This is a genomic window from Achromobacter pulmonis (assembly GCF_021733725.1).
Taxonomy (GTDB): Bacteria; Pseudomonadota; Gammaproteobacteria; order Burkholderiales; family Burkholderiaceae_B; genus Achromobacter; species Achromobacter pulmonis.
In genome coordinates this window covers 355,436-375,458 of sequence record NZ_JAIFOT010000001.1, presented here as the reverse complement: position 1 = coordinate 375,458, position 20,023 = coordinate 355,436, and the positions used below count along the sequence as shown (strand labels likewise).

19 protein-coding genes are annotated in these 20,023 nt (G+C 66.9%); 9 read left to right on the top strand and 10 right to left on the bottom strand.

Annotation, left to right across the window (positions count from 1 at the left end; translation table 11 throughout):
- Positions 1–201: 201 nt before the first annotated feature.
- The 6 genes from lepA to K2W61_RS01720 are packed head-to-tail and all read left to right on the top strand — an operon-like array spanning position 202 to position 6,071.
- On the top strand, positions 202–1,995 hold the full coding sequence (lepA, locus tag K2W61_RS01745; RefSeq protein ID WP_175133104.1) for a translation elongation factor 4: 1,794 nt from the start codon (positions 202–204) through the stop codon (positions 1,993–1,995).
- Between the two features lie 23 nt (positions 1,996–2,018).
- Positions 2,019–2,903, top strand: a complete 885-nt coding sequence (gene lepB / locus K2W61_RS01740) for a signal peptidase I (protein WP_175133105.1) — start codon at positions 2,019–2,021, stop codon at positions 2,901–2,903.
- Positions 2,904–2,905: 2 nt separating this feature from the next.
- The gene (rnc, locus tag K2W61_RS01735) at positions 2,906–3,667 is read left to right on the top strand and encodes a ribonuclease III (RefSeq protein ID WP_175133106.1); all 762 of its coding nucleotides are present in this window, start codon (positions 2,906–2,908) and stop codon (positions 3,665–3,667) included.
- Positions 3,664–4,554, top strand: a complete 891-nt coding sequence (gene era, locus K2W61_RS01730) for a GTPase Era (protein ID WP_175133107.1) — start codon at positions 3,664–3,666, stop codon at positions 4,552–4,554. Before rnc ends, era begins: the two co-directional genes overlap by 4 nt.
- Positions 4,547–5,134 carry a DNA repair protein RecO gene (gene recO / locus K2W61_RS01725; RefSeq protein ID WP_175133108.1) on the top strand — a complete coding sequence of 196 codons (588 nt, stop codon included), beginning with the start codon at positions 4,547–4,549 and terminating at the stop codon, positions 5,132–5,134. Before era ends, recO begins: the two co-directional genes overlap by 8 nt.
- A 19-nt stretch (positions 5,135–5,153) precedes the next feature.
- A complete protein-coding gene (locus K2W61_RS01720) occupies positions 5,154–6,071 on the top strand; it encodes a LysR substrate-binding domain-containing protein (protein WP_175133109.1) in 918 nt (305 codons plus the stop codon).
- Positions 6,072–6,109: 38 nt separating this feature from the next.
- On the opposite strand, the gene K2W61_RS01715 is transcribed toward K2W61_RS01720, so the two are convergent.
- The 9 genes from K2W61_RS01715 to K2W61_RS01675 all read right to left on the bottom strand — a co-directional run bounded on the left by K2W61_RS01715 (position 6,110) and on the right by K2W61_RS01675 (position 14,922).
- Positions 6,110–7,207: a pyridoxal-phosphate dependent enzyme gene (locus K2W61_RS01715; protein ID WP_175133110.1), complete on the bottom strand. Its 1,098-nt coding sequence runs from the start codon at positions 7,205–7,207 to the stop codon at positions 6,110–6,112.
- Between the two features lie 3 nt (positions 7,208–7,210).
- The gene (locus K2W61_RS01710) at positions 7,211–8,188 is read right to left on the bottom strand and encodes a M14 family metallopeptidase (RefSeq protein ID WP_175133111.1); all 978 of its coding nucleotides are present in this window, start codon (positions 8,186–8,188) and stop codon (positions 7,211–7,213) included.
- 34 nt (positions 8,189–8,222) lie between these two features.
- On the bottom strand, positions 8,223–9,185 hold the full coding sequence (locus K2W61_RS01705; RefSeq protein ID WP_175140699.1) for a Bug family tripartite tricarboxylate transporter substrate binding protein: 963 nt from the start codon (positions 9,183–9,185) through the stop codon (positions 8,223–8,225).
- A 90-nt stretch (positions 9,186–9,275) separates the two neighbouring features.
- Entirely contained in the window at positions 9,276–10,562 is a 1,287-nt protein-coding gene (locus K2W61_RS01700) for an NTP/NDP exchange transporter (protein ID WP_236754975.1), read from the bottom strand.
- A gap of 4 nt (positions 10,563–10,566) precedes the next feature.
- Positions 10,567–11,484 (bottom strand): aldo/keto reductase, encoded by a 918-nt coding sequence (locus K2W61_RS01695; RefSeq protein ID WP_236754974.1) that lies wholly within the window; start codon positions 11,482–11,484, stop codon positions 10,567–10,569.
- Positions 11,485–11,552: 68 nt separating this feature from the next.
- Complete coding sequence (locus tag K2W61_RS01690; protein WP_175133115.1) at positions 11,553–12,263, bottom strand: Bax inhibitor-1/YccA family protein; 711 nt, start codon at positions 12,261–12,263, stop codon at positions 11,553–11,555.
- 159 nt (positions 12,264–12,422) lie between these two features.
- Complete coding sequence (locus K2W61_RS01685) at positions 12,423–12,851, bottom strand: hypothetical protein (RefSeq protein ID WP_175140702.1); 429 nt, start codon at positions 12,849–12,851, stop codon at positions 12,423–12,425.
- An 81-nt stretch (positions 12,852–12,932) separates the two neighbouring features.
- A complete protein-coding gene (locus K2W61_RS01680; protein WP_175133117.1) occupies positions 12,933–13,394 on the bottom strand; it encodes a DNA polymerase III subunit chi in 462 nt (153 codons plus the stop codon).
- A 22-nt stretch (positions 13,395–13,416) separates the two neighbouring features.
- Entirely contained in the window at positions 13,417–14,922 is a 1,506-nt protein-coding gene (locus tag K2W61_RS01675; protein WP_236754973.1) for a leucyl aminopeptidase, read from the bottom strand.
- Positions 14,923–14,977: 55 nt separating this feature from the next.
- On the opposite strand from K2W61_RS01675, the gene lptF reads away from it, so the two are divergent.
- Entirely contained in the window at positions 14,978–16,078 is a 1,101-nt protein-coding gene (gene lptF, locus K2W61_RS01670; protein ID WP_175133119.1) for an LPS export ABC transporter permease LptF, read from the top strand.
- 48 nt (positions 16,079–16,126) lie between these two features.
- On the opposite strand, the gene K2W61_RS01665 is transcribed toward lptF, so the two are convergent.
- A complete protein-coding gene (locus K2W61_RS01665) occupies positions 16,127–17,047 on the bottom strand; it encodes a LysR family transcriptional regulator (RefSeq protein ID WP_175133160.1) in 921 nt (306 codons plus the stop codon).
- A 169-nt stretch (positions 17,048–17,216) separates the two neighbouring features.
- Between K2W61_RS01665 and K2W61_RS01660 the strand changes: the two genes are divergently transcribed.
- Both K2W61_RS01660 and K2W61_RS01655 read left to right on the top strand, forming a co-directional pair.
- The gene (locus tag K2W61_RS01660) at positions 17,217–18,434 is read left to right on the top strand and encodes an ABC transporter substrate-binding protein (protein WP_175133120.1); all 1,218 of its coding nucleotides are present in this window, start codon (positions 17,217–17,219) and stop codon (positions 18,432–18,434) included.
- Between the two features lie 94 nt (positions 18,435–18,528).
- On the top strand, positions 18,529–20,022 hold the full coding sequence (locus K2W61_RS01655) for a CoA-acylating methylmalonate-semialdehyde dehydrogenase (protein ID WP_236754972.1): 1,494 nt from the start codon (positions 18,529–18,531) through the stop codon (positions 20,020–20,022).
- The last annotated feature ends 1 nt before the right edge of the window (position 20,023 follow it).

Below are 20,023 nucleotides of genomic sequence, written 5' to 3'. Positions count from 1 at the left end.
GCCTGGCGCCCCCTCGTTTTTGCCCGGACTGCCGTCAGAAGACGTATGGAGGCCGCCCTGGCGTGGCCCAGAAGCAACAACCAGAGGGGCCAGGCGGCCGGAGTTCCGGCCTAGCGGTTCCAAACCCCGTCGGCCGTGCCTACCCTGGCGGCGGCGTTTTGCGGCAGTTTGCCGAATGTTACGTCCCTTTTAAATTCAAGCATGCAGCATATCCGCAACTTCTCCATCATTGCCCACATCGATCATGGCAAATCGACCCTGGCCGATCGCCTGATCCAGCGCTGCGGCGGGTTGGCGGATCGCGAAATGTCGGCGCAGGTGCTCGACTCCATGGAGATCGAGCGTGAGCGCGGCATTACCATCAAGGCCCAGACGGCTGCCCTGCACTACAAGGCGCAGGACGGCAAGATCTACAACCTGAACCTGATCGACACACCGGGGCACGTCGACTTCTCGTATGAGGTCAGCCGCTCGCTGTCGGCCTGCGAAGGCGCGCTGCTGGTGGTGGATGCCTCGCAGGGCGTGGAAGCGCAGACGGTCGCCAACTGCTACACCGCCATCGAGCTGGGCGTGGAAGTGCTGCCGGTGTTGAACAAGATGGATCTGCCGCAGGCCGATCCGGACGGCGCCCGTCAGGAAGTCGAAGACGTGATCGGCATCGATGCTTCGCAGGCGGTGCTGGCCAGCGCCAAGACCGGCATGGGTATCGACGAGATTCTCGAGTCCATCGTCGCGCGCGTGCCCGCGCCGCAGGGGGATCCGGATGCGCCGCTGCAGGCGTTGATCATCGACTCGTGGTTCGACAACTACGTGGGCGTGGTGATGCTGGTGCGCATCGTCAATGGCGTCCTCAAGCCCAAGGACAAGATCCTGCTGATGGCCTCCGGCGCCACGCACCTGTGCGAACAGACCGGTGTCTTCACGCCGAAATCGCAGCAGCGGCCGCACTTGTCGGCGGGCGAGGTGGGCTTCATCATCGCCGGCATCAAGCAGCTCGAAGACGCCAAGGTTGGCGACACGGTGACGCTGGCGAGCAAGCCGGCGGCCACGCCGCTGCCTGGCTTCAAGGAAGTCAAGCCGCAGGTGTTCGCGGGCCTGTACCCGGTCGAAAGTTCCGAGTACGACCAACTGCGCGACTCGCTCGAGAAGCTCAAGCTGAACGACGCCGCGCTGATGTTCGAGCCCGAAGTGTCGCAGGCCCTGGGCTTTGGCTTTCGTTGCGGCTTTCTCGGGCTGTTGCACATGGAAATCGTGCAGGAACGCCTGGAGCGCGAATTCGACATGGACATCATCACCACCGCGCCGTCGGTGGTGTACGAGGTCGAGCAGCGCGACGGCTCGGTGATCACGGTCGAGAGCCCGTCTCGCATGCCGGAAATCGGCAAGATCGCCGATATCCGCGAGCCTATCGTCAAGGTCACGCTGTTCATGCCGCAGGACTACGTTGGTCCGGTGATGACGCTGTGCAATAACAAGCGCGGCGTGCAGATCAACATGAGCTATCACGGCCGCCAAGTGCACCTGGTGTACGAGATCCCGCTGGCCGAGATCGTGCTGGACTTCTTCGACAAGCTCAAGTCGGTGTCGCGCGGCTACGCGTCGATGGACTACGAGTTCCTCGAATACCGATCGGCCGACGTGGTGCGCGTGGACCTGCTGATCAACAACGACCGCGTCGATGCGCTGGCCGTGATCGTCCACCGCAGCAACGCCCGCCATCGCGCCCGTGACGTGGTGACGCGCATGCGCAGCCTGATCCCGCGCCAGATGTTCGACGTGGTGATCCAGGCCGCCATCGGCGCCGAGATCATTGCCCGCGAGAACGTCAAGGCGCTGCGCAAGAACGTGCTGGCCAAGTGCTATGGCGGCGATATCTCGCGCAAGAAGAAGCTGCTGGAAAAGCAGAAGGCCGGCAAGAAGCGCATGAAGCAGGTGGGTACCGTGGAAATCCCGCAGGAGGCTTTCCTGGCCATCCTGCAGGTGGAAGACAAATAGAACCCAAGAAAGGCGGTTAGCTGATGAGTTGGAACTTTGCCCTGATCCTGTTTGTGCTGCTGGTGCTGACCGGCGTCGTCTGGGTGCTCGACCTGGCTGTGTTGCGGCGGGGGCGCGAGCGCCGGGCGCAGGAGGCGATGGCGCAGTACGACGCGGCATTGATCGGCGATGCGCAGGAGGCCGAGCGCCTGCGGCGCGAAGCCGGCGACAAGGCCCGCCGCGTGCCGTGGTGGATCGAGTACGCGGTCAGCTTCTTTCCGGTGATCCTGTTCGTGTTCGTGCTGCGTTCATTCGTGGTGGAGCCGTTCCGCATTCCCTCGGGGTCGATGTTGCCCACGTTGCAATCGGGCGACCTGATCCTGGTGAACAAATTCAGCTATGGCCTGCGCCTGCCGGTGATCGACAAGAAAGTGATCGACATTGGCGAGCCCCGGCGTGGCGACGTGTTCGTGTTCCGCTATCCGGTCGATCCCGACGTCGATTACATCAAGCGTGTGGTCGGCTTGCCGGGCGACGAAGTGGCGTACATCGACAAAAAGCTGTATGTGAATGGGGAATTGGTGCCGCATGTGCGCGACGGCGACTACTTCGAGCCGGACCGTGTCTCTTATATCGCACAATATAAAGAGAAATTAGGCGAAGTTAACCACAATATCCTGCTGGATGAGAGCCGTCCGCAAGAATATCGGCCGCAATACCAATTTCCCAACCTTGGGAACTGCCAATATTCCCGCGATGGGGTACGCTGCAAAGTACCCGAGGGGCATTATTTCGCCATGGGCGATAATCGGGATAACAGCGCCGACAGCCGATACTGGGGTTTCGTGCCGGAATCCAATATCGTCGGGAAGGCGTTCTTCATCTGGATGAATTTCAGCGATCTCAGCCGCATCGGCCGGTTCAACTGATTATGTCGCTAGCCACGCTAGAAAACCGGTTGGATCACCACTTCGGTGATCCAGCATTGCTTGAACAGGCGCTGACGCACCGCAGCCATGGTGCGCGCCACAACGAGCGTCTGGAATTCCTTGGGGATTCCGTGCTGAACTTCGTCGTCGCGGCGATGCTGTTCGAGCGTTATTCGAAAATCGACGAAGGCGACCTGTCACGCCTGCGGGCCAACCTGGTCAAGCAGGCCTCGCTGGCGGACATCGCCCAGCGCCTGGAATTGTCCCAATACCTGCGCCTGGGCGAGGGTGAATTGAAAAGCGGAGGGTTCCGCCGTCCATCGATCCTTGCGGACACGGTCGAGGCCCTGTTCGGCGCGGTATTCCTGGACGCCGGATTCGACGCCGCCCGCCGCGTGATCGTGCGCCAGTACCAGCCGGTGCTGGCCTCGGTCGATCCCAAGACCCTGGGCAAGGACGCCAAGACCTTGCTGCAGGAATTCCTGCAGGGCCGCAAGCTGGCCCTGCCTTTGTACACCGTGGTGGCCACGCACGGCGCGGCCCACAGCCAGCAATTCGAGGTCGAATGCGCCATTCCGGCGCTGGAGATCAAGGTGAACGCGCCCGGCGCCAGCCGCCGCGCGGCCGAGCAGTCGGCCGCCAAGCTGGCGCTGGAGGCTGCGCAGGCCATCAGCCCGGCGTCCAAGGCTGCCCGCAAGTCGGGCAAGGCGCGCAAAACCGCGCAGTTGTCGCTGCCCGTGGCAGTGTCTCAAGAGACTAAATGAGCGATACCCCTTTCCGTACCGGTTTCGTGGCCATCGTCGGCCGTCCCAATGTGGGCAAATCCACGCTGACGAACGCGCTGATCGGTTCCAAGATTTCCATCGTGTCGCGCAAGGCGCAGACCACGCGCCACCGCATCCATGGGGTGCTGACGCGCGACCACGAGCAGTTCGTGTTCGTCGATACGCCGGGGTTCCAGACCCGCCATGGCGGCGCCATGAACCGCATGATGAACCGCGTGGTGACGCAGGCGCTGGCCGATGTCGACGTAGTGGTGCACGTGGTCGAGGCTGGCAAGTGGTCGGAGGGCGACGCCAAGCTGTTGCCGCTGCTGCCCGCGCCGGAGCGCACCATCCTGGTCGTCAGCAAGATCGACGCGCTCAAGAACCGCGACGAGCTGTTCGCGTTCGTCTCGAAGATCATGGCGCTGCATCCCTTCGGCGCCGTGGTGCCGGTCAGCGCCACCAAGAACCAGCAGCTCGACCAGCTGCTGCAGGAAATCGCGGTGCGGCTGCCGGAAGGCGAGCCGATGTTCGAGGAAGACACCCTGACCGACCGGCCGATGCGCTTCATCGCGGCCGAGTTGGTGCGCGAGAAGATCTTCCGCCTGGTGGGCGACGAATTGCCCTATGGCTGTACGGTCGTGATCGAGCAATGGGAAGAAACCGACAAGGGGGCGAGCATCGCCGCCTGCGTCGTGGTGGAGCGCGACAGCCACAAGCCGATCCTGCTGGGCACGGGCGGCATGCACATGAAGCGCATCGCCACGGAAGCGCGACAGGACATCGCCAAGCTGTTGGACAAGCCGGTGCATCTTGAGATCTACATCAAGGTGCGCAAGGGCTGGTCCGACCGCGAGAGTGCGCTGCGCGACCTGGGTTATGAGTAGACGGGCGCCTCGCGTCCAGGATCGCCCGGGATACATGCTCCACGCCACGGCGTGGCGCGAGACCTCCCTCATCGTGCAGACTTTCTCCCGCGACCATGGCTGTGTCGCCATGGTCGCCAAGGGCGCCAAGCGCCCGTACTCCGTGCTGCGTCCCGTGCTGTCGGCCTTCCAGCCGCTGCTGCTGTCCTGGACCGGCAATGGCGAGGTCAAGACCCTGACGCGCGCCGAGATCATGGGCGTGCGCGCCTTGAGCGGCACCGCGCTGATGTCGGCGTGGTACATGAACGAACTGCTTCTGCGGTTGCTGCCGCGTGAAGACGCTCATCCGCTGTTGTTCGATGCCTACGACATGGCGTTGCAGCAGTTGGCGGGGGGGACCCGTGCGGCAGGGGCATTGCGCCGCTTCGAGTGGACGCTGTTGCGCGAAACCGGGTACGGCGTGGACGAGGCCGAGCCGGACTTCGACGACCCTGTGATCGAGCCGGCCCTGCGCCGCGATCTGCGCGAGCGGCTGGCCGAGAATCTGGCCGGGCGGCCCCTGGCCACGCGCCGGGTGCTGATGGACCTGCAGCGCATCTGAACCGGCGGCACGCCTGGCCATGACCTTCACGCTCAAGCAGGTCGAGACCTTCCGCACCGTCTATGAAACGGAAAGCGTGACCGCCGCGGCCCGGCGGCTCGACGTGTCGCCCGCCACCGTCAGCGCCACGCTGGCCGCGCTCGAGGCCGCCATCGAACTGCGCCTGTTCGAACGCGTGCGCCAGCGCATGCAGCGCACTCCCGAGGCCACGTTGCTGTACGAGGAAATCCGCCGCCTGAACGTGGGCCTGGAAACGCTGGGCCGCAAGATCCGCGCCATCCGTGGCGCGGCGCAGCCGCGCCTGCGCATTGGTTGCATCCATGCCTACAGCGGTGCGATCGTCAGCGACACGATCGCACGCTTTCGCCAGCGCTATCCCGACACCCCCTTGTATTTGCAGATCCGCGACTCGAACACACTGCGCGATATGGTGGTGTCGGGCGAACTCGATCTGGCGGCGGTGGCCGACGAATCCGAACTGGAGGGCTTGCGCGGCCACCGGCTGGCAAGTCTGCGGGCGGTGGCGGTGTTTCCCGACGGACATCCGCTGGCCCGGGCGCAGCAGGTTGGCCTGGCGCAACTGGCCGAGGTCGATGTGATTGCCCTGAACGCCGAGGATGCTTCGCGCCAGCGCCTGGACGCCCTGTTGTTGCAGGCCGGCCTGGGGTTGAAGGTCGCCATCGAGACGCCTTATTCCAGCACCGTATGCCATTTGGCGTTGGCGGGTCATGGCGTCGGTATTGCCAATCCGGCGACCGCTGTCGGTCTGGAGGCGGCGGGGTTATGTCACCGGCCGCTGGCGGCGCCGGTGCATTTCGAATGCCACATGATCGTGCATGGCAGCCGGCCGCTGTCCGAGGCGGGCAAGTACTGGGCGACCTGCCTGCGCGCGGCGCTGGCGCCGCTGGTGGAGCGCTACGGCGTCAAGCGCGCCTGAAGCCGGGCGAAGCGCTTTGTCCGGCGGCCGGGCCGGGGCTAACCACGGCGGCCGTCCGATGTGTGGATCAACACCACCGATGATTCCGCATCCAACTGGCCGGCGCGGCGCAGGCGCGTGACCGCCGCCAGCGCTGCCGCCGACGACAATTCCGTGGCCATTCCCATGCGTTCCAGGCGCTGCTGTGCCTGGGCGGCGGCAGCGTCGGAAACGTCGACCGGCGAACCGCCTGAACGCCGCAGGGCCTCCAGCGCCTGCAGCGTGACGGTGCCGCCGGCAATCGAGTACTGGTCGGTCGAGCCTTCCCAGAGGCCGCGGGCATCGCCGGCGCTGCGCGCGCGCGCCAGGCGGGCATAGGGTTCGACCGCGTGCAGTCGCGGCAGGCGCGGGATACGGCCGGCGCGCAGCAGGTGCTGCCAACCGAGCAAAATGCCCCAGAGCAGGTCGCCACGCGCGGTCGGCACCACGATATCGGTGGGCAGGCCGCAGGCATCGAGGATTTCCTGCGCGATGGGCTTGTAGCCTTCGACGCCGTACGGATGTGTCCCCACCGGCGGGTTCAGGTAGTTGGTCCCGGCGAAGGCGCCCTGATTGCGGCACAGGTCCGCCACGTGCGGCCAGCGTGCCAGGCTGTCGTCGAAGGCAGTGAGATGGGCGCCGAAGCGTTGCATGGCCTCGCGTTGCAGCGGCGGGCAGTTGCGGGTGATGGCGATGTCGGCCCGCAGGCCGGCCGCGGCGCAGTAGGCCGCCAGCGAGACGCCGGCATTGCCGCTGGAGGCGGCAGCCACGCGTTGCGCGCCGGCCAGGCGCGCACGCGACACCAACTGGGCGGCCATGCGGTCCTTGTGGCTGCCGGTGGGGTTGGCGCTTTCGCACTTGAGCCACAGCTGTCCGACGCCTTCGGTCTTTGCCAGGGCGTCGGCCTCCAGGCAGGGCGTGGCGCCCTCGCCGAGGGTCACGGGCTGCCATACCGGCAGTTCCATGGCATCGCCGGGCGCTGCATCGTAGTGGCATTCTAGCGAAGCCGGATGGCCGGCCGCGAGGCAGTGCGGGCAACCTTCGGGGTAGTCGGCGGGGGGCAGCAGGGCTTCGCAGCGCAGGCAGCGCAGGCCGGACAAGCGGGGGTTCATCTGCATGAGTCAGTACAACGAGGCTAGGGAGTCCAGGGAGAGGGCGGGGGCCACTTGCAGCAGGCAGTCGCCGTCATCGCTGCGGGCGATGGCGCGCAGGCAGACGACGGTGCCTGTCTGCGGGCTGGCGAGGGTGCGCGCGGGCTGGTCGGGGCGCGCCGGTTCGATGAGCTGGCCGATGGCCTGGCCCGCCGTCACGGCCTGGCCCAGGTCGACGGCGGGGATGAAGACGCCGCTTTCGCGTGCGCGCAGGGTGGCGGCCGGGGCGTCCAGATCGTGCAGCGTGGGGCTGGCGGGGCGGGGCGGGGCGCCCGCCAGCAGCCCGAGTTCGGCCAGGCAGCCGAGCAGGCCGTCGCGGCAGCGCGCCACCAGCGTGTGGGTGGTTTCGCCGCCGCCGCCGATTTCCGCGCTCAGGCGCAGCACGCCCAGGCGACTGGCGGCGGCCGGCAGGGAGCCGCTTTCGCCGCCCCGGAAGAACACGCATTGCGGCAGGCCGAAGGCGCGCGCCAGCGCCGGCAGGCGCTCATCGAATGCGTCATCGCCATAGCGCGTGATGACCGACGACGGCAGGTAGCGCAGCGAGGCGCCGCCACTATGTACGTCGACCAGGGCCTGGACGCGCGGCAGCAACCGGGCTTGCAGCGCGGCGGCCACGCTTTCGGTGTAGCCGCGTGCCGGCGCGCCGAGGAAGGCGCGATTGAGATTGCCGTGGTCCGACGGCGACAACCGGGTACCGGCCAGCGATGCCTCGGCGTTGGCGGCGGGCAGCAGGTAAACGGTGCCGCGTTGCAGTACGCCAGGCAACAGTTGCCAGAGTTGCAGGATGGCGGCCTGGCCCTCCCACTCGTCGCCATGCACGCCAGCCAGCAGCGCGACGGCAGGGCCGGGACCCGCGTCGATCTTCAGAACCGGCACGGTGATGCGCCGGTAGGCCGAGGCGTTGGTGGCCGCGGCGCAGGTGAAGTCTTCGCGGCTTACCTGGGCCATGGTGCGTCTCCGGGGCGTGCGGGGCGGTCGGTCATCAGTCCAGCGTGGTGCCGGCCGCCTTGATGATGTTTTCCCATTTGGGCAATTCCTTCTGGATCTGGGTCTTGACCTGGTCGGGCGTGCCGCCCAGCGGTTCTTGCGATCGACTGCGCAATTCCCTGGCGATCGCGTCCGAATGCAGGGCTTTATTCATGGCGGTATTCAGCCGCGCGATCACCGCGGGCGGGGTGCCGGCCGGCGCCACCAGGGCGCTCCAGGCCGATTGCTCGTAATCGGGATAGCCCTGCTCGGCTACTGTCGGCACATCGGGATTCGAGGCGGCGCGGCGCCGGGTCGTCACAGCCAGGGCGCGCAGCCGGCCGTCCTTCAGATTGCCGATGAGCGGCGGCAGGTTTTCCATCATGGCATCCACATGGCCGCCCAGCAGGTCGGCCAGTTGGGCGGCGGTGGCCTTGTACGGAATCTGGCGTACAGCCGCGCCGGTCTGGGCGATGAACAATTTGACGCCGACTTCGCTGGTGGTGCCCGGGTCGGCCGAGGTCATGGTCAATCGGTCGGGCTGGGCGCGGCTGGCGTCGATGAGGTGCTTGAGATCGCGATAGGGCGAGGTTGCCTTGACGACGATGACGTTCGGTGTCTCGGCCACCAGCCCGATGGGGACGATGTCTCGGTCGAGGTCGTAGAGTTGTTGCTTGAAGAGATAGCGATGCAGCACCAGCGTGCCGACGTGGGCGTAGCCGATGGTGTAGCCATCGGCCGCGGCGCGCACCAGCGCCTGCGTGCCGATGCGGCCTCCGGCGCCGACACGGTTTTCCACCACCACCGCCTGGCCCAGCTGGCGCGCCATTTCCTGACCGATCAGGCGGGCGGTGATGTCGGCGTTGCCGCCGGCGGCGGCGGGCACGATCAGCGTGATCGGGCGTTCGGGATAATCGGCCAGCGCGGGCGCGGCGGTCAGGCTGAGCAACAGGGCGGCAAGGCTGGCGATGCGTGTCATGGCGGTTCCCGGAACGTTGAGGGCTGCGCTATTGTGCGGCGGCAACGGCCGAAATCCGTTTGGTTGAATCAGATGGTCATTCTGGAAAACCTAAGAATTGGAGGGTGCTTGCCGATCGGCCCGGCGCCCCAAGCCGTAGCCGAGCGCCGCCGCGGCCAGCGCGCACAGCGCACCGAGCAAGGCGATCAGCGCCACGCCGTGGCCGAGCGCGTCGATGCCCGCCTTGACCCAGCCGCTGGCCGCATCGCCGGCACGGTAGACCACGGTGTCGATGACGTTCTTGGCCTTGTATTTGTCCTCGGGCGATACCGCGGTGAACAGCATCTCGCGCCCGGGCTTGACCAAGGCGTATTCGCCCACGCGGCGCAGGATCATGGCGCCGGCCAGGACGGTGAATACCGGATGGACCGCCAGCAGCAGGAAGGCCAGCGCCATCGCCAGTGGCACCGCCGCCACCAGGAAGCGCACCCCGAGCCGGGCGGCGAGCCGGCTTGTGAGGAACAATTGCGACAACAGCGACAGCGCCTGGACAGTGAAGTCCAGCGCGGCGAAGACACGGATGCGTTGCGCCGTGTCGGGGAATGCGGCGGCCACCAGCCGCGCTTGCTCCATGTAGAGAAAGGTGCTGAGCGTCGCCAGCAGCAGGACCAGCGCGGCGATGCCCAGGAGATAGGACGACTGGAACACCCGCGCCAGACCGGCCAGGGTGGCGCCGCGGATCGGCGCCGCCAGCTCGGTGGTGTCGGCGTCCGAGCGCGTTGCGGCGCGCCAGCGTAGCAGCCAGCGCTTGAGTGGCAGCGTCGCTGCCAGCAACAGAGCCGACAGCAGCAGCAGGCCCGCCGGCCCCAGCGTGCCGGCCAGCAGGCCGCCCAGCACCGGACCGCACAGGCCGCCGACGCTGGCGCCGGCGGCGATGAAGGCGAACAGGCGTTTGGCCGAGTCCATGCGGAACACGTCGGCCATCAGGCTCCAGCCGAGCGAGACCACGAACAGATTGAAGACCGAGAGCCAGACGTAGAAGCTGCGCGCGGCCCAGATGCTGTCCGGCCGCCAATGGAACAGCGCGGCGTAGCAGGCCATGGTGATGGCGAAGGCGGCGTAGGCCCAGGTCACCAGCGCGGCGCGCGCGACCCGGGCCGACAGCCAGCCGAACAGCGGCACCACCGCCAGCATGGCAAGAAAAGTGGCGGTGAACAGCCATTGCAACTGGTCGACACCCGCCTGGATGCCCAGGGTTTCGCGTAGCGGGCGCAGCATGAAATAGCCGCAGAACAGGAAAAAGAAAAAGGCGAAACCGCAGGCGCCGGCCGCCAGTTCGCCGGTCTCGATGCCCAGCGCTTGCGCCGCCCGGCGGCGCCAGGAATCGCCGGCTCGCATGGTTTCAGTCCAGCAGGGCGGCGATGCGTTCGCGCAAGGCGGCGTCTGGTTGGCGGCCGAAACCGGCCTGTGCATTGTCCGCCATGTTGGCGGGCTTGGAGGTGGCGGGGATGGCGGCGGTCACGGCCGGATGGCCAATGATGAACTTCAGGAACAGTTGTGCCCACGACGTGCAGCCGATTTCGGCGGCCAGGTCCGGCAGCGGCCGGCCCCTGACCTGGCGGAACAGCGCGCCATCCTGGAACGGCCGGTTGATGAGCACCGCGACGCCATTGGCCTGGCAGGCCGGCAGCAGGCGCTTTTCGGCATTGCGCGCGCCCACCGACAGGTTGATCTGCACGAAGTCGGGCCGCTCCTTTTCGACCAGCCCGGTCAGTTCGTCATGGGCGGCGTCGGTGTAGTGCGTGATGCCGATGTAGCGCGTCACGCCCTGCTGCTTGAGTTCGCGCAGCAGCGCCAACTGGTTGCGAGTATCGATCAGGTTGTGGACCTGGATCAGGTCGAGCTTTTGCGTGCGCAGCGCGCGCAGCGAGTTCTCGATCTGGCGCCGGGCCGCCTCGTGGCCCTGGGTGCTGATCTTGGTGGCCAGGAACACCAATGGACGCCGGTCCGGCTCGCGCGCCAGCAGCGCGCCGGTAACCGCCTCGGCCTGGCCGTAGCTGGGGGCGGTGTCGATCAGCGCGCCGCGCGCCGCCAGCAATGCATCCACGACCTGCGCCAGTGGCGCCATCGCTGCCGCGTCCGAGGGCGGCACGTTGAAGGTGTCGGCAGTGCCCAGGCCGATCACCGGCAGCATGTCGCCCGTGGACCAGATCGGGCGGGCCAGCATCGGCTGCCGCGTGGTCAGGGCGCTTGCTGTCCAGGGCTGGGCCAGCAAGGGGGCGCAGGCAGCGGCCTGCAGGAATCGACGGCGGTCGGGCATGGCTCGCTCCAATGAAAAAGGGCCCGCATATTGCATGCAGGCCCTTGCGACTGTAGCGCGGCGCGCGCTTATTCGCGGTTGCCGCCGAAGATGCCCAGCAGCATCAGCAGGTTCGAGAAGACGTTGTAGACATCCAGGTAGATGGCCAGCGTGGCGGACACGTAGTTGGTTTCGCCGCCGTTCACGACGCGCTGCAGGTCGACCAGCATGAACGCCGAGAAGATCACGATGGCCAGCACCGAGATGGTCAGCATCAAGGCAGGCAACTGCAGGAAGATGTTGGCCAGCGCGGCGACCAGGATCACGACCGCGCCGATGAACAGGAATTTCTGCAGGCCGGACAGGTCGCGCTTGATGGTGGTGGCCAGCGTGGCCATGGTGCCGAACACGACCGCGGTGCCGCCGAAGGCCGTCATCACCAGCTGCGAACCGTTGCTGAAGCCCATCACGAAGCCGAGCAGGCGCGACAGCATCACGCCCATGAAGAACGTGAAGGCGAGCAGCAGGACCACGCCCAGCGAGTTGTTCTTGTTCTTCTCGATGGCGAACATCAGGCCGAAGGCGCCCACCAGGAACACGATGGCGGACAGGCCCGGGCTGGCGCCCATGACACGGTTGATGCCGGTGTACAGGCCGACGGCCGCGCCCAGCACGGTCGGGATCAGCGAGAGCGCCAGGAGCCAATAGGTGTTGCGCAGGACTTTGTTGCGCGCGACCTCGCCCGGCGCGCCGGCCAGGGCGCCGGAACGGTTAAAAGGGGACGGACGATATTCGTTCATGGAGGACTCCTGTTTACGGCAGAAAGTGATTTGCCTAGAAGGCTTAGATGCCAAGGATACCTTACAGTTCCCTGAAGAATCCAGTTCTTGGAGGAATTGACGCTCGGGGGACGCGCGTCGATACCGCATGATCGCATGGTGGGGGCGTTCGTCGCGGATTCAACCGGGCCTGACCTCGCGCATCACCCGCGCCACGATGGCGGGCAGTTCCGCATCCAAGCGTGCCTGGACCTGGCTGATGGCGTCGGCCAGGGCCAGGCGCATGGCCTGCTCGATCTCGGCCTGCAGGCGAGCCGCCAGGATCGGGGAGGGGGGCGTTTCGGTCAGCGGCTCGCGCGGCAGGGGCGCGGCGCTGCCAGCCGGATGCGCCGGTTCCTCGTCACTGGCCACGTCGGTCAACAGCGGCACGTCGTCGTCGGCCACATCGGTCAGCACCGGCCAGGTGTCGCCGGCATCCGGGCGCCCAACGTCGCGTGCCGGGGAAGCCGGCGTGGAGCCGGCCGACGGCGGCGGCTGGTACGGTGCCAGCGTGGGCTCGGCCCGCTGGGTCAGGGTGGGGATGCCGGCGTCGGAGGGATAGTGGGGCATGGAAGGCTCCCGGGAATCGAGATGGCGTCGCCCGGGGGCGGCGCGGGGCGTAAAGGTGAAAGGCGCTCGCGGCGCGGGACTTCAGGCGCCCGATTGGCGCTGGCTCAGGTCGTGGCTGTGCGGCGTGTGGCCGGCGCCCTGATATGCCCGCCAGCGCTGGCGCGCGGCCTGCTTGTCGTCGGGGTCGTCGGAGACGATCTCGAGCAGGCGCTCGAAGGCTTCGAAGCCCGGAGGGCACGTGTCGTCGAGATTGAGCAGCCAGGGCTGCGGCTGGCCGTCAGCCACCGCGGCCTGGGCCGCCTGCCATGGGTCGCTGGCCGTCAGGATGACGGGCGTTTCGGCCGCCAGCGGATCGTTGGCCAGGACATGCGGCACGAACGAGGTGTCGTCGAAGGCCCATAGCATCCGGTCGAAAGCCGCCAGGCGCGAACCTTCCCTACAGTACACCACCAGGCGCTGGCCTGCCAGATAGCGCTTGCGCACCACCTGGCAGGCCATGCGCAAGCGGTCGGGCGCGCCGAAAGCGAAGTCGATGCGCGTCATGCCGGTTTCCGTGCTTGGCGGTTCAAGCCTGGTCCAGCAGGAACTGCATCAGCAGCGGCACGGGGCGGCCGGTGGCGCCCTTGTCCTTGCCGCTCTTCCAGGCGGTGCCGGCGATGTCCAGGTGGGCCCAGCGGTACGACTTGGCGAAGCGCGACAGGAAGCAGGCGGCCGTGACGGCGCCGGCCGGGGGGCCGCCGATATTGGCCAGGTCGGCGAAGTTGGACTTGAGCTGGTCCTGGTAGGCATCGTCCATCGGCATGCGCCAGGCGGTGTCCAGGGCCTGGCGGCCGGCGGTCGACAGGGCCTCGGCCAGCGCGTCGTCCTTGGTGAACAGGCCGGTGTTGACGTGGCCCAGGGCCACCACGCAGGCGCCGGTCAGGGTGGCGATGTCGATGACGGTGGACGGCTTGAAGCGCTCGGCGTAGGTCAGCGCGTCGCACAGCACCAGTCGGCCCTCGGCGTCGGTGTTGAGGATCTCGATGGTCAGGCCGGCCATGCTGGTGACCACGTCGCCCGGCTTGTTGGCCTTGCCGCTGGGCAGGTTTTCGCAGGCCGGGATCAGCCCGATCACGTCCAGCGGCAGTTCCAGTTCGGCCAGGGCGCGGAACGAGCCCAGCACGCTGGCGGCGCCGCACATGTCGTACTTCATTTCGTCCATGGTGGCGGCGGGCTTGAGCGAGATGCCGCCGGCATCGAAGGTGATGCCCTTGCCGACCAGCACGATGGGGCCTTGCGCCACCTTGGCGCCTTTCTTGGCGGGCTTGCCGGCGTGGCGCAGGACGATGAAGCGCAGCGCTTCCTCGGAGCCGCGCGCCACCGACAGGAACGACCCCATGCCCAGGGCCTCGACCTGTTTGCGGTCCATGACCTCGACCTTGAGCGACTTGAACTCGCGCGCCAGGCGCTTGGCGGTGTCGCCCAGGTAGGTGGGGGTGCAGATGTTGCCGGGCAGGTTGCCCAGGGTGCGGGTCAGGTCCATGCCGTTGGCGATGGCGGCGCCTTCGCGCAGGCCTTTCTGAGCCTGGGCGGCGTCGGCGCGTTCGACGATCTGCACGATCTTCTTGAGCTTGGGGCGGGCGTCGCGGTCCGGTTTGCCGAAGCTGGCGTCATAGTGATAGGTGGCGCTGCCGGCCGCGACGGCGGCGCTGCGGGCGCGGGCGATGACGGCCACGTCGGCGATCGGGTTGGCGAGCAGCGTGGACACGCCTTCGGTCAGTTGGGCCGCGACGCAGGCGGCGGCGAAGGCCTGTTCGGCCGAGGCGTGGGCGCGGGCCGAGTACTCGTCCTGCTTGCCCAGGCCGACCAGCACCACGCGCTGGGCCGACACGCCCGGCAGGGAACGCAGCACCAGGGTGGACCCGGCGCGGCCGCGGAACTCGTTCTTCGCGACGGCGCGCACGGCGCCGTTGGAGGCGCGGTCGATCAGGTCGGCGGCGGGGCTCAGCACGCCGTCGGCGTAGACCCCGATCGCCAGCGCGGCGGTTTTGATCTGGTGCAGGGAAGCGGTGGTCTGTGTGCTAAATTCCATGAGGGTTTCCCGTGTGCGTCTGTATGATGCGGTCGATTATCCCGCATATTCTCCCATGTCTCTATTCAAACGCTCTGTCGTCAGCGAGATCACCAGTCACGCTGGCGTCGTCTTTTCCACCTTGCTCATCGTCTGGCTCAGCGTGCTGCTGGTGCGCCTGCTCGGTGAAGCCGCGGGTGGCAACATCGGGGCGGACGTCGTGCTCGTGCTGGCCGCGCTGTCCACCATCACGGCCTTGCCGACCATCCTGGCGGTGTCGGTCTTCATTGCGGTGCTGACCACGGTCACGCGCAACTACCGGGAATCCGAGATGGTGGTGTGGTTCGCCAGCGGCCTGTCGCTGGCCGATTGGCTCAAGCCGGTGCTGCGCGTTGCCGTTCCCGTGGCCATCGCGGTGGCCGGACTGACGCTGGTGGCCGCGCCCTGGGCCTATCGCCAGATCGGCGAATACCACGAACGCTTCGAGCAGCGCTCCGACCTGTCCAAGGTCACCGCGGGCCAGTTCGCGGAATCGGCGGGCGGCAACCGCGTGTTCTTCGCCGAGGATCCGGCCAAGCCCTCCGACGAGCTGGGCAATGTGTTCGCGCGCGAAACCGGGCCGGAATGGCTCAGCGTGCTGACCGCCAGCAGCGCCCACAGCGAAACCCTGCCCAATGGCGACCGCTTCCTGGTGCTGGGCGAGGGCCATCGCTACGACCTGAAGCCGGGCACGCCCGAGATCCGCCTGGTGCACTTCGACAAATACGGGCTGCGCCTGGAGAGCAAGGGGGGCGACGATCCCGTTGCGGCCGCGCGCGCCGCCGCCGAACGCTCGGCCAAGGCCCGCACCACGCCGCAACTGATGGCCGATAACACCACCAGCAGCTGGTCGCAGGTGATGTGGCGCATCTCGCTGCCGCTGGCCGCGCTCAACCTGGCGTTGCTGGCGATCCCGCTGGGTGCCGTGAATCCGCGCCTGGGCCGTTCCGGCGACCTGTTGATCGCCGGCCTGGTGGGCCTGCTGTACATGAACCTGATCAACCTGTCGCGTGCCTGGATTTCCAACGGCAAGCTCAGTTTTGGCGTGGGCACGGTGGCGATCCACCTGATCGTCGCGGCCTTCACGGCGTTCCTGCTGGCGCGGCGGCTGCGCGTCAAGGCGCCCAAGAACAGTTGAGGACGCTTCGCGCCACCGGCGCCGCCTGACCTGCCCCGGGGCTCGCCCTCAGGGCAGGTATTTCATCGTGCCGCGTTTGCCGGCCAGCAGATCGGCATTCTTCAGCACCGACTTGCGGATGAATTCCCACAGCACCGTCACGCGCTTGAGCTTGCGCAGGTCCTCGTGGCAATACATCCAGAACGAGCGCGTGATCTCCACTTCGGTTTCCAGCACCGGCCTGAGCCGCGGGTCCTGCGCCGCGATGAAGCAGGGCAAGATGGCCAGTGACTGCCCTTGCAGCGCCGCGTGGTACTGCGCCACCACGCTGGTGCTGCGCAACACCACCCGGCTGGCCGGCAGCAGGTCTTCCAGGTAGCGCAGCCGTTCGCTGAACAGCAGCTCGTCGACATAGCCGATGAAACTGTGGCTGGCGAGGTCGGCGCGGTCACGGATCGGCGGGTGCCGCGCCAGATACTCGGGGGTGCCGTAAAGGCGCAGCGTGTAGTCGCACAGTTTGCTGCAGACATACGGGCCCCGCTGGGGGCGCTCGATGGTGATGGCCAGGTCGGCCTCGCGCTTGGACAGGCTGACGAAACGCGGCACCGGCAGAATGTCCAGGGTGATGTGCGGATAGCGCCGTTGGAAATCGGCCGCCAGCGGCGTCAGTACGTAGCTGCCGAAGCCCTCGGTGGCGCCGATGCGCAGGTGGCCGGACAGCGCCTGGCCGATGCCCGACAGGGCCTCGCGGGCGCTGTGCACGGTGCTTTCCATCTGCTCGGCATGTACGAACAGGCGCTGGCCGTCCTCGGTCAGGACAAAGCCGGCGCTGCGCGATTTCTCGAACAGCAGGGTGTCCAGTTCGGTTTCCAGGGCGCGGATGCGCCGTGACACGGTGGTGTGCTCGACCCCGAGCCGCCGCGCCGCGGCGCTGACGCGCTGGGTCCGCGCGACTTCCAGGAAATACCGCAGGCTGTCCCAATCCAGCACGTTTTTCGCCTCTGACATGATTGTGCATTGATGCACAAGGAATGTGCATTTCTGGTGTTGCTTGTTGATTTTCACACATCTACACTGGGTCGGCAGCCCTGGGGCAACCCCCGGGAGCGGCAGGCCGCAAAGACGGCGCCATAACGCATAACACTCAGGAGACAAATCCATGGAATTGCACGCACGCGGGCTGGCCGCAGGCTTGTGTCTGGGCGCAGCGCTGTTGGGTCAGGCGTATGCGGCGGATAAACCGCCAGTGAAGATCGGCGTCCTGACCGACATGTCGGGCACTTACGCCGGCATGGGCGGGCCCGGTTCGGTGGCGGCGGCGCAGTTGGCCATCGACGATTGCCTGGCCGCGGAATGCAAGGGCATGAAGATCGAACTGGTGTCGGCCGACAACCAGAACAAGGCCGACGTGGGCGCGGCCAAGGCGCGCGAGTGGTTCGACCGCGACGGCGTCACCGCCATCGCCGACCTGACCAATTCGGCCGTGGCGCTGGCGGTGCAGGGCATCGCGCGCGAGAAGAACAAGGTGGTGATGTTTTCCGGTCCGGCCACCACGGCCCTGACCAACAAAGAGTGCTCGCCGGTCGGTTTCCATTGGATGTTCGACACCTACTCGCAGTCCGCCGGCGGCGCCAAGGCCACGGTCAAGGCGGGCGGCAAGTCCTGGTACTTCATCACCGTCGATTACGCCTTCGGCCATTCGCTCGAGGCCGACACCGCCAAGGCCGTCAAGGCGCTGGGCGGCACGGTCGTCGGCAGCGTGCGCCATCCGCTCAACGCGCCGGATTTCGCGTCCTACCTGCTGCAGGCGCAAAGCTCCAAGGCGCAGGTGGTGGCGCTGGCCAACGGCGGCCAGGACACGGTCAACGCGGTCAAGCAGGCGCGCGAGTTCGGCATCGTGGCCGGCGGCCAGCGCCTGGTGTCGCTGCTGATCTTCCTGTCCGACCTGCGCGCGCTGGGGCTCGAAAGCGCCCAGGGCCTGTCGTACGTGGACGGCTTCTACTGGGATTACGACGACGCCACGCGCCAGTGGTCGGCGCGCTTCGAGAAGGCCTTCCGTGGCCTGAAACCGACCATGACGCAGGCCGGTGTGTATTCCAGCGTGCTGCATTACCTGCGCGCGGTGGCGGCTTCGGGCAGCACCGACGGCAAGGTGGTCGCGGACAAGATGCGCGCGCTGCCGATCAAGGATCCGATCATGCGCAACGCCTCGATCCGTCCCGATGGCCGCGTGATCCACGACATGTATCTGTATGAAGTGAAGAAGCCGTCCGAATCCAAGGGCGGTTGGGACTATTCCAAGCTGGTGGCGACCATTCCGGCGTCCGAGGCTTTCCAGCCGCTGGCCGATTCGACCTGCCCGCTGGTGCAGAAGTAAGGCGTGGCGCCGCCGGGGCAGTCCGGCGGCGCCCGCGCGAGATCCAAGAACGCGGATTCCATCCGCATCGACTATGCAGTGTGAGGAGCATCAAATGAGTGAAGTCCCCCGCGTTCCGCTATTGATCGGCGGCAAGCTCGTACAGTCCAAGACCACCGAATGGCGTGACGTGATCAACCCCGCCACCCAGGAGGTCGTGGCCAAGGTGCCCTTCGCCACGCGCGAGGAACTGGACGAGGCCATCGCCAATGCCAAGGAAGCCTTCAAGACCTGGCGCAACAGCGGCCAGGGCCTGCGCATGCGCGTTATGCTGAAGTTCCAGGAATTGCTGCGCGCCAACACCGGCAAGCTGGCCGAGATGATCACCCGCGAGCACGGCAAGACCCTGCCGGATGCCGAAGGCGAGGTCGGCCGCGGCCTGGAAGTGGTCGAGCACGCTTGCTCGATCGCCAACCTGCAACTGGGCGAATACGCCGAGAACGCCGCCTCCGGCATTAACGTCTACACCCTGATCCAGCCGCTGGGCGTGTGCGCCGGCATCACCGCGTTCAATTTTCCGGTGATGCTGCCGTGCTTCATGTTCCCGATCGCAGTGGCCTGCGGCAATACCTTTGTGCTCAAGCCGTCCGAGCAGGACCCGACCGCGTCGCTGTTCCTGGCCCAGCTGGCGCTGGAAGCCGGCCTGCCGCCGGGCGTGCTGAACGTGGTGCATGGCGGCCCGGATACCGCCAACGGCCTGTGCGAGCATCCTGACATCAAGGCGGTGTCGTTCATCGGTTCGACCCGCGTCGGCACCGAGATCTACAACCGCGCCTCGGCCGCCGGCAAGCGCTGCCAGTCGATGATGGGCGCCAAGAACCACTGCGTGATCCTGCCGGACGCCGATCCGGACGTGGCGCTGAACCAACTGGTGGGGGCGGCCTTCGGCGCCGCCGGCCAGCGCTGCATGGCTTCTTCCGTCGCCGTGCTGGTGGGCGACGCCCGCAACTGGCTGCCTGATTTCGTCGAGCGCGCCAAGAAGCTCAAGGTCAATTCGGGTATGGATCGCGCCGCCGACCTGGGCCCGCTGGTGTCGCCGAATGCCAAGAAGCGTGTCGAAAGCCTGATCCAGAAGGGCGTGGACGAAGGCGCCAAGCTGCTGCTGGACGGCCGCAATCTGAAGGTCGCCGGTTTCGAGCAGGGCAACTTCGTCGGCCCGACCGTGTTCGACGGCGTGACCGAAAACATGACCATCTACACCGAGGAGATCTTCGGCCCGGTGCTGTGCGTGGTGGGCGTGGAGACGCTGGAAGAGGCGGTCGAATTCGTCAACCGCAATCCCAATGGCAACGGTGTCGCGCTGTTCACGCAGGACGGCGGCGCGGCGCGTTACTTCCAGAACAACATCGACGTCGGCCAGGTCGGCATCAACGTGCCGATTCCGGTGCCGGTGGCCTGGTTCAGCTTTACCGGTTCGCGCGGCTCGAAGCTGGGCGACCTGGGCCCCAACGGCAAGCAGGCGGTGCAGTTCTGGACCCAGACCAAGACGGTCACGGCGCGCTGGTCGGCGCATGCCAAAACCGTGAACACCACGATCTCGATGCGCTGAA

Bases quoted from the DNA above. Each gene is read 5' to 3' on its own strand.
- era (WP_175133107.1), top strand. From the start codon at position 3,664: ATGAGCGATACCCCTTTCCGTACCGGTTTCGTGGCCATCGTCGGCCGT.
- K2W61_RS01685 (WP_175140702.1), bottom strand. From the start codon at position 12,851: ATGCCCCACTATCCCTCCGACGCCGGCATCCCCACCCTGACCCAGCGG.
- rnc (WP_175133106.1), top strand. From the start codon at position 2,906: ATGTCGCTAGCCACGCTAGAAAACCGGTTGGATCACCACTTCGGTGAT.
- K2W61_RS01695 (WP_236754974.1), bottom strand. From the start codon at position 11,484: ATGCCCGACCGCCGTCGATTCCTGCAGGCCGCTGCCTGCGCCCCCTTG.
- K2W61_RS01715 (WP_175133110.1), bottom strand. From the start codon at position 7,207: ATGCAGATGAACCCCCGCTTGTCCGGCCTGCGCTGCCTGCGCTGCGAA.
- K2W61_RS01710 (WP_175133111.1), bottom strand. From the start codon at position 8,188: ATGGCCCAGGTAAGCCGCGAAGACTTCACCTGCGCCGCGGCCACCAAC.
- K2W61_RS01700 (WP_236754975.1), bottom strand. From the start codon at position 10,562: ATGCGAGCCGGCGATTCCTGGCGCCGCCGGGCGGCGCAAGCGCTGGGC.
- K2W61_RS01675 (WP_236754973.1), bottom strand. From the start codon at position 14,922: ATGGAATTTAGCACACAGACCACCGCTTCCCTGCACCAGATCAAAACC.
- K2W61_RS01705 (WP_175140699.1), bottom strand. From the start codon at position 9,185: ATGACACGCATCGCCAGCCTTGCCGCCCTGTTGCTCAGCCTGACCGCC.
- lptF (WP_175133119.1), top strand. From the start codon at position 14,978: ATGTCTCTATTCAAACGCTCTGTCGTCAGCGAGATCACCAGTCACGCT.
- recO (WP_175133108.1), top strand. From the start codon at position 4,547: ATGAGTAGACGGGCGCCTCGCGTCCAGGATCGCCCGGGATACATGCTC.
- K2W61_RS01690 (WP_175133115.1), bottom strand. From the start codon at position 12,263: ATGAACGAATATCGTCCGTCCCCTTTTAACCGTTCCGGCGCCCTGGCC.
- K2W61_RS01720 (WP_175133109.1), top strand. From the start codon at position 5,154: ATGACCTTCACGCTCAAGCAGGTCGAGACCTTCCGCACCGTCTATGAA.
- K2W61_RS01655 (WP_236754972.1), top strand. From the start codon at position 18,529: ATGAGTGAAGTCCCCCGCGTTCCGCTATTGATCGGCGGCAAGCTCGTA.
- lepA (WP_175133104.1), top strand. From the start codon at position 202: ATGCAGCATATCCGCAACTTCTCCATCATTGCCCACATCGATCATGGC.
- K2W61_RS01680 (WP_175133117.1), bottom strand. From the start codon at position 13,394: ATGACGCGCATCGACTTCGCTTTCGGCGCGCCCGACCGCTTGCGCATG.
- lepB (WP_175133105.1), top strand. From the start codon at position 2,019: ATGAGTTGGAACTTTGCCCTGATCCTGTTTGTGCTGCTGGTGCTGACC.
- K2W61_RS01660 (WP_175133120.1), top strand. From the start codon at position 17,217: ATGGAATTGCACGCACGCGGGCTGGCCGCAGGCTTGTGTCTGGGCGCA.